At 39.6% G+C, this 15,893-nt stretch carries 12 protein-coding genes and 1 pseudogene; 10 read left to right on the top strand and 3 right to left on the bottom strand.

What is annotated here, in order from left to right:
- Positions 1 to 79 precede the first annotated feature (79 nt).
- From GQR47_RS06765 to GQR47_RS06740, 6 genes and pseudogenes are all read left to right on the top strand, one after another.
- A pseudogene (locus GQR47_RS06765) lies at positions 80 to 1,322 on the top strand (HlyD family efflux transporter periplasmic adaptor subunit).
- 42 nt (positions 1,323 to 1,364) lie between these two features.
- Complete coding sequence (locus GQR47_RS06760; protein ID WP_024597400.1) at positions 1,365 to 2,075, top strand: ABC transporter ATP-binding protein; 711 nt, start codon at positions 1,365 to 1,367, stop codon at positions 2,073 to 2,075.
- Positions 2,076 to 2,078: 3 nt separating this feature from the next.
- Entirely contained in the window at positions 2,079 to 3,392 is a 1,314-nt protein-coding gene (locus GQR47_RS06755) for an ABC transporter permease (RefSeq protein ID WP_024597401.1), read from the top strand.
- Between the two features lie 11 nt (positions 3,393 to 3,403).
- The gene (locus GQR47_RS06750) at positions 3,404 to 4,612 is read left to right on the top strand and encodes an FtsX-like permease family protein (protein ID WP_024597402.1); all 1,209 of its coding nucleotides are present in this window, start codon (positions 3,404 to 3,406) and stop codon (positions 4,610 to 4,612) included.
- 71 nt (positions 4,613 to 4,683) lie between these two features.
- Entirely contained in the window at positions 4,684 to 6,015 is a 1,332-nt protein-coding gene (locus tag GQR47_RS06745; protein ID WP_024597403.1) for a sigma-54 dependent transcriptional regulator, read from the top strand.
- Positions 6,015 to 7,328 (top strand): ATP-binding protein, encoded by a 1,314-nt coding sequence (locus tag GQR47_RS06740; RefSeq protein ID WP_024597404.1) that lies wholly within the window; start codon positions 6,015 to 6,017, stop codon positions 7,326 to 7,328. The genes GQR47_RS06745 and GQR47_RS06740 overlap by 1 nt, the downstream gene beginning before the upstream one ends.
- A gap of 89 nt (positions 7,329 to 7,417) precedes the next feature.
- Here the strand turns inward: GQR47_RS06740 and GQR47_RS06735 are convergent, their stop codons facing one another.
- Positions 7,418 to 7,756, bottom strand: a complete 339-nt coding sequence (locus GQR47_RS06735) for a Grx4 family monothiol glutaredoxin (RefSeq protein WP_004335359.1) — start codon at positions 7,754 to 7,756, stop codon at positions 7,418 to 7,420.
- Between the two features lie 266 nt (positions 7,757 to 8,022).
- Between GQR47_RS06735 and GQR47_RS06730 the strand changes: the two genes are divergently transcribed.
- From GQR47_RS06730 to GQR47_RS06715, 4 genes are all read left to right on the top strand, one after another.
- Positions 8,023 to 8,604 (top strand): Fe-Mn family superoxide dismutase, encoded by a 582-nt coding sequence (locus GQR47_RS06730; protein ID WP_002960323.1) that lies wholly within the window; start codon positions 8,023 to 8,025, stop codon positions 8,602 to 8,604.
- A gap of 210 nt (positions 8,605 to 8,814) precedes the next feature.
- Positions 8,815 to 10,737, top strand: a complete 1,923-nt coding sequence (locus GQR47_RS06725) for a PrkA family serine protein kinase (RefSeq protein ID WP_007375848.1) — start codon at positions 8,815 to 8,817, stop codon at positions 10,735 to 10,737.
- 31 nt (positions 10,738 to 10,768) lie between these two features.
- Positions 10,769 to 12,052, top strand: a complete 1,284-nt coding sequence (locus tag GQR47_RS06720) for a YeaH/YhbH family protein (RefSeq protein WP_007375849.1) — start codon at positions 10,769 to 10,771, stop codon at positions 12,050 to 12,052.
- Positions 12,053 to 12,071: 19 nt separating this feature from the next.
- Positions 12,072 to 13,586 (top strand): SpoVR family protein, encoded by a 1,515-nt coding sequence (locus tag GQR47_RS06715; protein WP_024596359.1) that lies wholly within the window; start codon positions 12,072 to 12,074, stop codon positions 13,584 to 13,586.
- A gap of 100 nt (positions 13,587 to 13,686) precedes the next feature.
- On the opposite strand, the gene GQR47_RS06710 is transcribed toward GQR47_RS06715, so the two are convergent.
- Both GQR47_RS06710 and GQR47_RS06705 read right to left on the bottom strand, forming a co-directional pair.
- A complete protein-coding gene (locus GQR47_RS06710; protein ID WP_024592692.1) occupies positions 13,687 to 14,658 on the bottom strand; it encodes a diguanylate cyclase in 972 nt (323 codons plus the stop codon).
- 3 nt (positions 14,659 to 14,661) lie between these two features.
- Positions 14,662 to 15,666 (bottom strand): response regulator, encoded by a 1,005-nt coding sequence (locus GQR47_RS06705; protein ID WP_024590825.1) that lies wholly within the window; start codon positions 15,664 to 15,666, stop codon positions 14,662 to 14,664.
- Positions 15,667 to 15,893: the final 227 nt, after the last annotated feature.

The following is a 15,893-nucleotide window of genomic DNA, read 5'->3' as shown; positions in this document are numbered from 1 at the left end:
CTCCTATTGCCGCCATTTGCACCGCAGCTTTATTACTGCTGTGCGAAAAATACATAAAAGCAATGTAGGGGGGGATTAAATGATTAAAGATACCAGCGCACAAGACGTACAAGTAAAGGCACCTATAAGCTATAAAAAGTACGCGATCATCACTGCGGTTATTTTCATTGCAGCCTCTACAATTGCTTATATTTTTTTAACGAGTCATAGCGCTAAAAGCTCTATTAGCCGCTCAAAAGTACAGGTTGCCAAAGTACATGTTAAAGCGCTCATTCGAGACATTGCCGCCAGTGGTAAAATTGTTGCTGCTAATGCTCCTAAAATCTACAGCCCAGAACGTGGTTTTATAGATTTAAAAGTAAAGGCCGGCGATACAGTAAAGCAAGGGAACACACTTGCCCTGCTGCAAAGCCCTGAGTTAACTAATGAATTAAAGCAACAGGAGTCTGTACTTAAAAGGCTTGAAGGCGAGCAGCAAAGGCAACATTTGCAAGCAAGACGCCAAACACTCACCTTAAATAAAACACTCGATATGGCACAAGTTGAGCTTAACGCCGCTGAGCGCGAAAATCGTCGTGCGCAGTTATCAATTCAAAAGCACTTAATCAGCCAAATTGATCTTGAAAAAGCAGTTGATGATTTATCACGTTCAAAGCTCACATATAAGCATGCACAACAAGAGGTATTGCTTGCCAAAGACACGCTCGCCTTTGAACTACAAGCAGCTAAAAGTGATGTAACCCGCCAGCAACTTATTGTTGATGATTTAATCAGAAAAGTAAGCAACCTATCTATTAAGGCTTCCGTTACAGGGATCGTGGGTAACCTATTAGTGCAACAAAAAGCCGCAGTGACGCAAAGCCAACCTCTTATGACTCTCGTCGACTTAAGTAATTTCGAAGCGGAACTTCAAGTACCTGAAAGTTACGCCAACGAATTAGGACTCGGTATGGAAGTAGAGCTTAAGTTAGGCAATGAAACAGTGATGGGGAATTTATCCGCCATATCACCAGAAGTTAATAATCGTGAAGTAACAGCACGCGTCCGATTTAAAGCTGTTACTAACAACATCCGTCAAAACCAACGCTTAACTGCACGTATTTTACTCGACAACCGAGAAGGTGTAATGCAGGTGAAACGCGGCGCTTTTATGCAGCATTGCTTATAAGGTAGAAGGCAATATTGCAAAGCGTATACCTATTACAATCGGCGCCACCAGCATTAATGCAGTTGAGCTTTTGAGCGGGCTAAAAGAAAACGATGAAATTATTATTTCAAGCTACAGCGACTTTAAGCAAGCCGATACGATTTTATTAAATTAAACAGACGTTCTCAACCAACGCTAAAAATAATTAGGAACAACCATGTTACAGATGAACAATGTAAGTAAAGTATACCAAACAGAAATGGTACAAACCCATGCGCTTCGAGACTTTAACCTGCAAGTAAACGAAGGCGAATTTATTGCTGTTACCGGTCCTAGCGGCTCAGGAAAAACAACCTTTTTAAATATTGCAGGTATGCTCGAGCCTTTTAACGAAGGTGAGTACCTGTTGGATGGCGTTAATGTTGGCAGCCTAAACGATAACCAACGTGCTGATTTACGAAATCAAAAAATTGGCTTTATATTCCAAGGCTTTAATTTAATCCCCGATTTAAATTTATATGAAAACATAGAAGTTCCTCTTCGCTACAGAGGGATTAAAGCAAATGAGCGAAAACGTCGAATTGAGCAATGCCTTGAACAAGTTGGTTTAGCATCTCGCGCTAAACACTTACCTCAACAACTCTCTGGTGGCCAGCAACAACGTGTAGCAATAGCTCGTGCGCTTGCTGGTGAACCTCGTTTTTTACTTGCCGATGAGCCAACAGGTAACCTTGACAGCTTAATGGCTCGCCAAGTTATGGAGTTACTTGAACAAATCAATCGCGACGGTGCCACTATTGTAATGGTAACGCATGATAGCGAATTAGCCCGCCGTGCTCCGCGTAATATTCAAGTAGTTGATGGGCAACTTGCCGACTTTACGCTTTATCAGGGCTCGCAAACTATAAAAATAGCAACGGGGGTTTAACTAATGTTTATTCATTATTTAGATTTAAGTTGGCGCAGCTTCAAGCGCACCCCACTGGTTAGCTTTTTAATGGTACTTGCCATTGCGATAGGTATAGGCATAACAATGACCAGCCTTAGTGTTTATCACATGATGTCAGCCGATCCTATCCCTGAAAAAAGCAGCCAACTTTACAGTGTGCAATTACAAACAATGGACGATGGTAGTACGTGGTGGACAGAAGATAACATGCCACTGCAACTGACCCATCAAGATGCAGAGAACTTATTAAACGCACCCACGTCAGAGAAAAAAGTGGCTATGATGCGTACCGGCTTTTCAGTTTATTTAGACTCCGACAAAATAAAACCTTTTATAGGTAATGCTCGCATGACAACGCCTGAGTTTTTTAGCATGTTTAATTTGTCATTTTTATACGGGGGGGCTTGGAGCAAAGAGCAAGAAGACTCTGCCGCACCTGTGGTTGTTATTACCCAAGAAATAAACGATAAACTATTTGCTGGAAAAAACTCTGTCGGAGAACTGATTTACTTAGATGATGCAAGCTATCAAGTAGTTGGTGTTATTAATCATTGGCCTCTCAATATTAAATATTATGATTTAAATAACGGTGCATTTAATCAAGTAGAAGAGTTATTTATGCCCTTTAGCTTAATAAAGACAAAAGAGCTAGTAAGTTGGGGCAATAGCAATGGATGGAAACACGAAAACACACCAACCTTTGCAGATAAACTGCAATCTGAGCAAGTATGGATCCAGTTTTGGGCAGAGCTAAATACGCTTGAACAAAAACAAGCCTATCAAAATTACTTATTAGCCTATATGCAAGAACAACAAAAACGTGGTCGATTTAATCGTAAAGAACTTGAGTATAAACTTCGCGATGTAAACCAATGGATGCAATACAACAACGTCGTCACCGAAGACAATAAAATTTTAGTGGGCCTGAGCTTTATGTTTTTAGGTGTCTGCTTAGCCAATATTTTAGGTTTACTTTTAGCTAAGTTTTTACGCAGAGCGCCAGAAGTAGGTGTAAGACGCGCATTAGGTGCGAGTAAAAGGCAAATATTTTTACAGCACTTAGTTGAGGTCGCCATGCTTGGCTTTATAGGTGGCATGCTAGGAATTGTACTAGCACAACTTGGCTTAATGGGCGTAGGGCAAAGCTATGACTACTATGAAAATTTAGCGACAATGGATTTAACCATGCTATTGAGCGCCCCATTGATTGCAATTACAACCTGCATTTTGACTGGTTTGTACCCTGCTTGGCTAGTGTGTAAAACCAACCCTGCTATTTATCTTAAGAGCCAATAAGGAATGTCACAATGTTAGAAATAAAACCTATATTTAACGCCTTATGCCGTTCAAAGGTGGGCGCTGTATTACTGCTAATTCAAATTGCAATTACCACAGCTATCGTCAGTAATGCTGCATTTATCATTCAAGATAGAATTAGTTATTTAAACCAAGAAACTGGCTACCCTGAACAAGATATATTTAAGTTTAATGTAATGACCTTTGGTACTGATATTAACTTAAGCCAGCAGTTTGAGCTTGATGAAAGCATGCTTAGAAAAATGCCAGGCGTAGTTGATGCCGCATTAAGCAGTAGTATTCCGCTATCAGGGGGGGGCAGCGCTTCGAGCTTTAATTTAAAACCTGCTCCACAAGAAGGCCTAAGTGTCAGGACCGCTTATATTTTTATAGATGACCACGCAATTAATACCTACGGCGTTAACTTAATTGCAGGGCGAAACTTTACCGAAGATGAAGTGCTCGTTACAAACGAAATTACACAAAAGCGTACCAACGTCACTATAGTCACTAAAGCCTTACTTGATGAGCTCTACCCTGATGGAGATGGTTTAGGGAAAATAGTTTATTTTGGCGACCTACCACTTAAAGTTATTGGCGTGATCGGAAAAATGAAAGGCCCGTGGCTCAAAGACAGTAAACCCGATAATCTTGCGTTTATTCCTTATATTAAAGCAGCAAGTTATGCACAAGTTGCCGTTCGTACAGAGCCTGGTCAGCGAGCAGCTGTAATGAAAAAAATAGAAAATGCTATGCTCGAAAATTACAGCAAACGCGTTATTAACAACATTAAAGGGCTTGATGAATTAAAAAATGAGTATACCGCTCAAGATCGCCTTATGATGCGCATGCTCATAGTATTAATCACTATTTTAGTGCTTATAACCGCTCTCGGTATTTTTGGCTTAACCTTATTTAATATTAGCAAACGTACTAAGCAAATTGGTACACGCAGAGCACTTGGCGCAAGAAAGTCAGCTATTATCAGCTATTTTTTAGTAGAAAACGCACTAATTTGTAGCCTAGGTTTAGCCTTAGGTGCAATAACAGCAATACTGCTTGGGAAAATGTTAATGCAGTCTTTTTCTGTTGCCGCACTACCACCAAGCTATATAGCCGTTACCGCCATTGCCGTATTTTTAATGAGTTTACTTGCAGTATTAGCGCCGGCTAAACGCGCAGCCAATATTTCGCCCAGTATCGCAACTCGCACTATTTAATTATATGTAAATCACTATGCTACACTGCTTAGTAAGGCAGTGTAGCCATTAAAAAATTATAAAAATAACCTATGACTCATAAAATACTCATTGTTGATGATAACCAAGCAGTACTCGACGCACTTTCATTGTTGCTCGAGATCCACGAATTTTCGGTAGTCACTGCAACAAATCCGTTTGATGCTCTGCAAATAGTTCGCTATCAGCGAATTGAGCTTGTAATTCAAGACATGAACTTTACCAGTGACACCACCTCTGGCGAAGAAGGTAAAGCGTTGTTTTATGAACTACGAGAAATAAACCCACACCTCCCTATTATACTTATTACAGCTTGGACCGAACTTGCCACCGCCATTGAGCTTGTAAAAGCCGGTGCTGCTGATTACTTACCAAAACCCTGGGATGATGCAAAACTACTAGTTTGTATCAGTAATTTAATAGAGCTAGGCAGTGCTAAAAAAATAGTGGCGACGCATAATCGCCATCAACAAGAACGTGAAGGTACATTTAAAAATGCAGACCTTGCTGGGCTAATATTTAAAAGTACTGCGATGGAACGACTGGTTACTATGGCGCTTCAAGTGGCTAAATCTGATATATCTGCATTAATTACAGGCCCTAATGGTAGTGGCAAAGAGTGTATTGCGCATATTATTCAAAAAAACTCCCCGCTTGTATCGCAGCCTTTTATTAAGGTAAACGCCGGTGCACTACCGCAAGAACTTATAGAAGCCGAGCTTTTTGGCGCTGAAGCCGGTGCATATACGGGGATAACCAAACAACGTATTGGTCGATTTGAAGCAGCTGATGGCGGTACGTTATTTTTAGATGAAATTGGTAATTTACCACTTTCAGGACAAATAAAATTACTACGCGTACTACAAACCGGCGAGTTTGAACGTTTAGGCTCAACACAAACACGAAAGGTAAATGTGCGGGTTATATCGGCCACTAACGAAAACTTACTACAAGCAATTCAACAAGGTCGATTTAGGGAAGACTTATATTATCGCCTTAATGTAATTGAGCTCAATGTGCCTGCCCTAAGCGAAAGACAAGATGATGTTTTAGCACTTATTAGCCATTTTTTACCTCACCGAGAGCTGACTATAAACACAGAGCAAGCTCTTCAACACTACAAATGGCCTGGTAACGTTAGAGAGCTAGAAAACGCTTGTAAACGCGTAGCGGTACTAAAACCTACAGGTGCGCTTGCAGTCGATGACTTTGCACTATCGTCACTGGTCACTGCTCAACAAGAAGCAAAAGCAGAGCCGACCAAACAGGAAATAGAACACGCAATGCGCGCTCATCAAGGTGTTATAGCCAAAGTCGCCCGTGAATTTGGTTTAAGCCGACAAGCGCTTTATCGTCGATTACAAAAAATGGGTATTGATTATTAATACCAAACATTATTAGCAACTTTACCCTAAGCCAAAAGGTTGTATTAATTTGCGGGCTTTGTAGCGCGCTGCCTATTGTTATTATTGCCGCGCTAAGTGGCTTTGATATTTACTACACTCTGTTTTTAATATTACTAACGCTTACATTTAGCACTCTACTTTCAAGAACTCTCACCAAGCCAATAAAGCTTGGCATGCAATCGCTTGAAACAGGATTACTTAATTTTAAAGATGGTGAGCTCTCCAGCTTACTAGCGTATAAAAGTAATGATGAACTTGGAAAACTATGCCAACTTTATAATCAAACCGCAAAACAGCTTCGCCAAGAAAAACAATGGATTTACCAGCGCGAGTTAATGCTTGATAAAGTATTGCAAAGCTCGCCGCAAGCGTTATTGCTGGTCAATGATAATAATACGGTGGTATTTAGTAATTTAATTAGCCGTAGTTTATTTAATAGCGCAACTCGCCTTGAAGGTATGCAACTAAGTAAATTACTCGAAAATTCGCCTCTGCAATTAGTAGCAGCTATAGAGCACGGTATTGATGGCCTCTTTAATATAGAAATAGAGAATCAAGACTCGCAAACTTGGCATTTAGCCACTGGGGAGTTTTTACTCAATAATCAAAAGCATCATTTATATATATTTAAACAGTTAACCCGTGAACTTAGTCGCCAAGAAGTTGCGGTGTGGAAAAAAGTAATACGCATTATTAGCCACGAATTAAATAATTCACTCGGCCCTATGTCATCCATGCTACACAGCGCACAATTGCTCGCAAATAAAGTTGATGAGCCTCGCCTTGCCCGTGTATTTGCAACTATTGATGAGCGAATTAGTCATTTAACTGAATTTGTACAAGGCTATGGCAAGTTTGCTAAATTACCTCAGCCACAAAAAACGCGGATTAACTGGCAAAACACACTCGATAATTTAAAAAACCACTGGCTATTTAGCTACGAAATAAAAAATTCACACAATGAATTACAAGCTGATCAAACACAACTCGAGCAGCTGCTGATAAACTTATTAAAAAATTCACACGAGTCAGGCTCCAACGCCAATGAAATACATATTCAGGTCGAGTTTGTACCCCAAGCATGTGTTATAAATGTAAGCGACTGCGGCAAAGGAATGAGCGAGCAAGTAATGGCAAATGCTTTAGTGCCCTTTTATTCTACAAAAAGTACGGGGAGTGGTTTAGGGCTAGCTTTATGCAGAGAAATAGCAGAAGCGCACCAAGGCCATATAAGTTTACATAACAAAATAGAGGGCGGCTTAAACGTACAAGTGAGCCTTCCTTATTCATAAATTTACACAAATTAAAAACAACAAAGCCACTTAAAAAGTGGCTTTGTGTTTAAAGAGCTTAATAACCTGAGTTCAGGTTGAGTAATAAATTACTCTGCGTCAGCTTCTTTGTATTTAGCAGCAGTTTCTGTAATTAACGGCTGTAATTCACCGCGTTGAAACATTTCGATAATAATGTCACAACCACCAACTAATTCGCCATCTACCCAAAGTTGTGGGAATGTTGGCCAATTTGCGTATGCTGGAAGCTCAGCACGAATGTCTGGATTAAGTAAAATATCAACGTATGCAAATGGTTCACCACATGACATTAACGCTTGCGATGCTTGTGAAGAAAAACCACAATTTGGTAATTTTGGTGACCCTTTCATGAAAAGGATTATTGGATTTTCTGAAATTTGCTGTTTAATTTTATCAATGGTTTCCATCTACAACCTCAAAGTAACGATAGCTAAATATATTTAGGTCTTGAAAATAACTCATCGTGACCACAAATATATAACTTAAAATGGGCAAATAAAGCCGCAATTGAAATAGTCTTTCGCAATAGCATTGCTGTTTGCTTAAACTTGAGTAAAATACTCAACAATTATAGTAACACTATATTACCGCTTGGTATAGGTAACTGCTCTGTTTCAACAGGCATTACGTATTACCAAATGGACTATCAACCAAAGAAGATGGAGATAAAAAAATGGCATTTGAACTACCGTCACTACCATATGCAATCGACGCACTTGAGCCACATATTTCAAAAGAAACGCTAGAGTTTCACCATGGCAAACACCACAACACTTACGTGGTTAAGCTTAATGGTTTAATCCCTGGTACTGAGTTTGAAAACAAATCTCTAGAAGAGATCGTATGTTCATCAGAAGGCGGCGTATTTAACAACGCAGCACAAATCTGGAACCATACTTTTTACTGGAACAGCTTATCTCCAAACGGCGGCGGCGAGCCTACTGGCGCAGTTGCTGATGCAATCAACGCTAAATGGGGTTCTTTTGATGCGTTTAAAGATGCATTAAATGACAAAGCCGTAAATAACTTTGGTTCAAGCTGGACGTGGTTAGTTAAGCTTGCTGATGGTTCACTAGACATCGTTAATACATCTAACGCTGCTACACCATTAACTGATGATGGCGTTACTCCAATCCTTACAGTGGATTTATGGGAACACGCTTACTACATCGATTACCGTAACGTTCGTCCAGATTACCTTAAAGGTTTTTGGTCGCTTGTTAACTGGGAATTCGCGAACGCTAACTTCGCTTAATTAGCCTTTAAACGCTAATGTAAAAAAGACGCTTAGGCGTCTTTTTTTGTTTGTTGTTTATCACACCTAAGCGCCTCATCATCTAATAAAACACTTTTAGTAACATGATCTTTTTTCACTTAAATTTTTAATTTTATTGCACAAAAATACACATTCGTGACTAGACTTTAAAAGGTAAGCACCTTTTTACAGCGGGTTTCGGAGGTTATTATGACGATTTTTGAGCATTACCAAGCACGATACGAAGCGGCACAGGAAGAAGAATACAGTATCGCTGAATTTCTTGAGATTTGTAAAACCGATAAGTCTGCCTACGCCAGCGCACCAGAACGCCTACTCATGGCAATTGGCGAACCACACATGGTAGATACCGCAACGGATGCACGACTAAGTCGATTATTTTCAAATAGAGTAGTTGCGCGCTACCCTGCCTTTGCTGATTTTTATGGTATGGAAGACGCCATTGAGCAAATAGTCTCTTATTTAAAACATGCGGCTCAGGGGCTTGAAGAATGCAAACAAGTGCTTTATTTACTTGGACCTGTTGGTGGGGGTAAATCATCCATTGCTGAAAAACTAAAGTATTTAATGCAACAAGTGCCTATTTATTCAATTAAAGGGTCTCCCGTAAACGACCACCCCCTCTCCTTGTTTGATCCTATCGAAGATGCAGACGTACTCAGCAAAGAATACGGTATTAAACCGCGCTACTTAAAAACCATTATGTCGCCTTGGGCTGGCAAACGCTTAAAAGAATTCAATGGTGATATTAGCCAGTTTAGAGTGGTTAAACGCTACCCTTCTATTTTAAACCAAATAGGCATTGCCAAAACCGAACCAGGAGATGAAAACAACCAAGATATTTCAGCACTGGTTGGTAAGGTCGATATTCGCCAGCTTGAGCACTTTGCCCAAAACGATCCTGATGCATACGCCTACTCTGGCTCTTTATGTTTAGCTAACCAAGGGCTGATGGAATTTGTAGAAATGTTTAAAGCGCCTATTAAAGTGCTGCATCCTTTACTTACCGCCACCCAAGAAGGTAACTATAACGGCACAGAAGGTATTAGCGCCCTGCCCTTTAATGGCATGATCCTCGCTCACTCTAATGAGTCTGAGTGGCAAACCTTTAAAAACAATAAAAACAACGAAGCATTTTTAGACCGTGTTTATATTGTAAAAGTCCCTTATTGCTTACGTGTGACTGAAGAAATTAAAATTTACGACAAATTACTTGAGCACAGCGAGCTATACAACGCGCCATGTGCACCGGGTACACTCAAAACATTGGCGCAATTTACGACGCTATCACGTTTAAAAGAGCCAGAAAATTCAAGTATCTATTCTAAAATGCGGGTATACGATGGCGAGACCCTAAAAGACACCGACCCTAAAGCGAAATCGTATCAAGAGTATCGTGATTACGCAGGTGTTGATGAAGGTATGACGGGGCTCTCTACCCGCTTTGCGTTTAAAATTTTGTCCCGTGTGTTTAACTTTGATACCACTGAGGTTGCTGCAAATCCGGTGCATTTGTTCTATGTGCTTGAGCAACAGATAGAGCGCGAGCAATTTTCAAGTGAAATAGAAGAGCGTTATTTAAGCTTTTTAAAAGGCTATTTAATTCCACAATATGTCGAGTTTATAGGTAAAGAACTGCAAACCGCTTATCTAGAATCGTACTCAGAATACGGACAAAATATTTTTGACCGTTATGTTATTTATGCAGATTTTTGGATACAAGACCAAGAATATCGAGACCCCGATACAGGACAGCTATTTGACCGCGCAGCGCTAAACGCTGAACTTGAAAAAATAGAAAAGCCAGCGGGTATTTCTAACCCTAAAGATTTTCGTAATGAAATAGTGAACTTTGTACTGCGTGCCCGCGCACACAACAACGGTAAAAACCCACTATGGACAAGCTACGAAAAACTACGCACGGTGATTGAGAAAAAAATGTTCTCTAATACCGAAGATTTACTCCCTGTTATTTCGTTTAATACTAAAACGTCTGCAGAGGATCAGCAAAAGCACGAAGACTTTGTGAACCGTATGGTCGAAAAAGGCTATACACAAAAACAAGTTCGCTTGCTTTCTGAGTGGTATTTACGGGTTAGAAAATCGCAATAACCTTCATAGTCGTAGTATTTAGGAGGTCAATATGGCGCATTTTATAGATAGGCGTTTAAACGGAAAAAATAAAAGTACGCTTAATCGCCAGCGCTTTATTAGGCGCTATAAAAAACAAATTAAAGAAGCGGTTTCAGATGCGATTAACAAACGCAGCGTTACCGATTCAAGCTCTGGTGAGAGTATTTCTATTCCACAACGCGATATCAGCGAACCTACATTTCATCAAGGGCAAGGCGGGAATAGAGAACAAATTCACCCTGGTAACGATCAGTTTTCTACAGGTGATAAAATTGAGCGCCCTAAAGGCGGACAAGGCGGTGGTGCCGGTGAAGGTGACGCCAGCGATTCGGGCGAGGGACAAGATGAGTTTGTATTTTCAATATCAAAAGATGAATACCTTGATTTACTGTTTGAAGATCTAGAACTTCCTAACTTACAAGAGAACCAGCTTGATAAGTTAGTGCAAATGAAAACCCATCGCGCAGGTTTTTGTAGCGACGGCATGCCAAGTAATATTGACATTGTACGCTCTCTTCAAGGCTCGCTTGCACGGCGTGTTGCCATGAGTGCAGGTAAAAAACGCCGTTTAAAAGAGCTCGAAGAACAACTTGCTCTGCTGCTTGCTGGTCCACATAACGATAAAGCGGCAATTGCTTTATTACAAAAAGAAATTGCAGCATTAAAAGTGCAAATTAAGTCGGTTCCGTTTATTGATAACTACGATTTACGTTTTCGTAATTACGAAAAGCGCCCTCACCCCACCAGCAAAGCCGTGATGTTTTGTATTATGGATGTGTCAGGCTCAATGGATCAGCCAACAAAAGACATGGCAAAGCGTTTTTATATTTTGCTCTATCAATTTTTAACGCGCAGTTATAAAGACATAGAAGTTGTTTATATTCGCCACCACACACAAGCTAAAGAAGTAGACGAACAAGAGTTTTTTTACTCCCAAGAAACTGGCGGCACTATTGTTTCAAGCGCTCTTAAATTAATGAACGAAATAATAAAAGAGCGTTATCACGCAAATGAGTGGAATGTATACGCCGCACAAGCCTCTGATGGCGATAACTGGGCGGATGACACGCCGCAGTGTGGTGAAATATTACGTAATAAGCTCTTAAGCGCAGTACGCTATTTTGCTTATATTGAAATAACCACTCGTGCTCATCAAAGCCTATGGCGCGAATATGAATCAATAACACACAGCCATAATAATTTCGCCATACAGCATATTCAAAGCGTTGAAGATATTTACCCAATTTTTAGGGAGCTATTTAAAAAAGGTCGTCAACAGCAAAACTCTGCATAGCCAAAAGCGAGGTAGCATTATGAATGATAAACGATTGAGTGATGGCCCAGATTGGACCTTTGATTTATTAGATGAGTATCAAGGTGAAATTGCCCGTGTTGCAGCTCACTACAGGTTAGACACCTACCCTAATCAAATTGAAGTGATAACCGCAGAGCAAATGATGGATGCTTATTCAAGCGTTGGTATGCCTATTGGCTACAGTCATTGGTCTTACGGTAAAAAGTTCATTCAAACAGAGCAAAATTATAAGCGCGGACAAATGGGCCTCGCGTACGAAATAGTGATAAATTCAGACCCTTGTATTGCGTACTTAATGGAAGAAAACACCCTGCCTATGCAAGCGCTTGTAATGGCACATGCATGTTACGGACATAACTCATTTTTTAAAGGTAATTACTTATTTAAAACCTGGACCGATGCAGGTTCAATTATTGATTACTTGGTATTTGCTAAAAACTACATAAGCCGCTGTGAAGAAAAGCATGGTATTACACAAGTAGAAGCCCTACTCGACTCATGTCATGCATTAATGAATTACGGGGTCGATCGCTACAAACGTCCACAACAAATATCGCTATTTGAAGAGCAAAAACGCCAACAAGAGCGCGAAGACTACCTTCAATCGCAAGTAAACGAATTATGGCGAACTATTCCTGAGCAACAGCAAGAAACCAAAAAGAAAGTTCGCCATTTCCCTTCTGAACCTCAAGAAAATATTTTGTATTTTATTGAAAAAAATGCCCCATTACTCGATTCTTGGCAACGTGAAGTGATACGTATTGTTCGTAAAATTTCGCAATACTTTTACCCACAAAAGCAAACTCAAGTAATGAACGAAGGCTGGGCAACTTTTTGGCATTACACCATCCTTAATCACTTATATGATGAGGGAAAGCTCAGCGACTCTTTCATGTTAGAGTTTTTACAAAGCCACACCAACGTAATTTATCAGCCACCTTATAACAGTAAGTATTATTCAGGCATTAACCCATATGCTTTAGGCTTTAATATGATGGTTGATATTCGCAGAATATGTGAACACCCAACTGAAGAAGATAAACGCTGGTTTCCTGAATATGCAGGTAGTAACTGGCTAGATACACTGCATTTTGCAATGGAAAACTTTAAAGATGAAAGTTTTATTAGCCAGTTTTTATCGCCTAAGTTAATTCGTGATTTTAAATTATTTACTATTATTGACCATACTAATAATCCCCATCTAGAAATTGGCGCAATACATAACGACAACGGCTATAAGGCAGTGAGAGAAGCACTCTCAGCGCAGTACAATTTAAGTAATCATGAGCCTAACATTCAAGTGTATGATGTTGATATTAGAGGTGACCGTTCATTAACCCTACGCTATGTACCTCATAACAATATTCCTTTAGCAAACTCGCACGAGGAAGTGCTTAAGCATCTTTACAGATTATGGGGCTTTAAAGTAAAACTAGAGCAAGAGTCAAATTCTGGTGAGGTTTCAATGATTGGTCAATGCCCAATAGATGACTCTCGACACACAACACAATAATGAAGGGCAATACAATTTCCATACTGATTGGATTTGCTCAGCAGATTGTAAAAAAACACGGTATTATTTAACCCTAAATTCTGGATATAAAAAATGACGCTTAAGCGTCATTTTTTATATCTTCGTAGGCTATTACTTTATTTCGCCCTGTATTTTTAGACTGGTACAGTGCTTTATCTGCAGCCTCTATCCAGCGCTCATGATTTTTAAAATCATTACTGCTACCAGCCAGCCCTATACTTACCGTCATTGTTATTTCAAAGTGTTTATACTTAACAGGGTTAGTTTCAATCAATACCCTTAAACGCTCAGCAAATACAAAAGCGCCTTCTTTATCTGTATCAAGCAATGTCACTGCAAACTCTTCACCGCCATAGCGCCCTGCAACATCAGTCTCGCGCAGCGTCGTACGTAGTAAGTTAGATAAGTGACGAAGCGATTCATCACCACAGCTATGACCATATTCATCATTTATTTTTTTAAAGTGATCAATATCAAACATTAATAATGTACTACAGCCACCACTTCGCTTAACTCTTAAAAACTCTTGGCGTAGCGTACCTTCCCAGTGTCCACGGTTTGCAAGCTGCGTTAAGCTATCTGTTTGACTTACTTGTTCTAATTTTTTATTTAACTCTTCAAGCTCTTTTTTATTTACCGCGACATCTGTTACATCATACAAAATAATACAAATGTGGCTAACTTCGCCCATCGTATTGGTAAGAGGGATGAATGTCGCATTTTGATACATGTAATCAGCTTTACCAGTAATAGGTCGATAATTTTTAAACCTAAAAATGTATGGCTGCTGCTCCCAAATCGTAAAAGAGCGGTTTTTTAAAACAAAAACCGACTCAGATTTACTTCTAAACCATTTTTCGTCTATTGCAGGAAATAAATCAAATAGATCTTTATCTTTTACTGCGCTTGGTAGAAGCCCTGAATGGTTTTCCATAAAACCATTCCATACACACACCTTATAATCCCTATCGAGTACCACAAGGCCTACATCAACGGTATTAAACATATCCATTAACCAATGGATCTCATTCATTTCTAAATCAGCGGCCATAACTTAATCTTCTAATAGGTAAGCAACTTTGTATTTCAAAGTTTTAAGTGAATCTTCAGTAAATAACAGCATGAGGTCGCAATTTATATCATGGTTTTCAATACCGTAACTAATCTCTATTGCAAGGGTGCGTTGCCAACGTGACTTGTTTGATTTAACCAACTCAGATACATCTCTGTGTTGGCCAAGTACAATCGGGTGCCCTTGGCTAAATGACATATCGAGCTGTTTTGAAAGACCCGTTAAAATAGCGCCTATCAAAATATTACTAATATCCATAAGCAGCTCAAGTTCAACTTTATCGTTTAACTCGCCGTCATAGTTCATCAAAGAAGCTATTTCTTTAAAGCTTGAATCATTTAAAAGTAATAGCGCCTCGCCCGAAATACCACCGCCAATAAAGCCCTGGCACACACCCGATGTAGCTGCGTTATTATCTATAGACTGCAGCGCCATATCGAGTTCATTAACTTCCAAAATATTCACATTAGGAATTGGTAACTCTACAAATACATTAAGAAGACGTGCAAGTAAATCCCCAGCCTGTCCCATAGCAACGTTAGTTAGCTCTTGGTATATATCCCGAACATCAGGGTCGACTTGCTCTCCTAGCGAATGAGAGAGACGCTCACGCATGGCTTTATCTTTAATCCCATGGTGTTCAATTATGCTGGCTAGTTTTTCGGGAGAACATGGTTTTTGAATAAAATCGATAGCACCAAGCTCAAGCACTCTTTGGTGTGCACTTGGTTGTATATCACCAGAGACAACAACAGTGAGAATATTAAGCCCCTGTTCTTTCATAGCGATTAAAACTTCATAACCGTCCATTTCTGGCATGTTTAAATCGAGAAAAAGTATCTCTGGTTCAATTAACTTTATTTGCTTTATACAATCAACGCCGTCAAGTGCAAATTCAACTTTAATGTCCCAATCTTCAGGTAATGAGCGAGCTAGCTGACGCCTAGCTAATTTCGAGTCATCACATATTAATACCGATGTTGACATATTATCTCTCTGTTTCTAAACCAGTAATGAGCATTAAAATCATTTTATGATGGTTTTTATTTTTATTATTGAAGATATCTTTTGTAACTTCATGTTAATCAAAGTTTAGCATAGTTACAATTTTTATATTTCAGAGCTAATACCCACTCTATTAAGCAGGTTTAATCACTTGGTAACTATAGCCCAGTATAATACACTGACGCCCATTGCGTTAATTTAAAAGGAAA

The organism is Pseudoalteromonas sp. Z1A2 (genome assembly GCF_011378755.1).
Lineage (GTDB): Bacteria > Pseudomonadota > Gammaproteobacteria > Enterobacterales > Alteromonadaceae > Pseudoalteromonas > Pseudoalteromonas distincta.
This window is presented reverse-complemented; position numbering and strand designations above follow the sequence as displayed.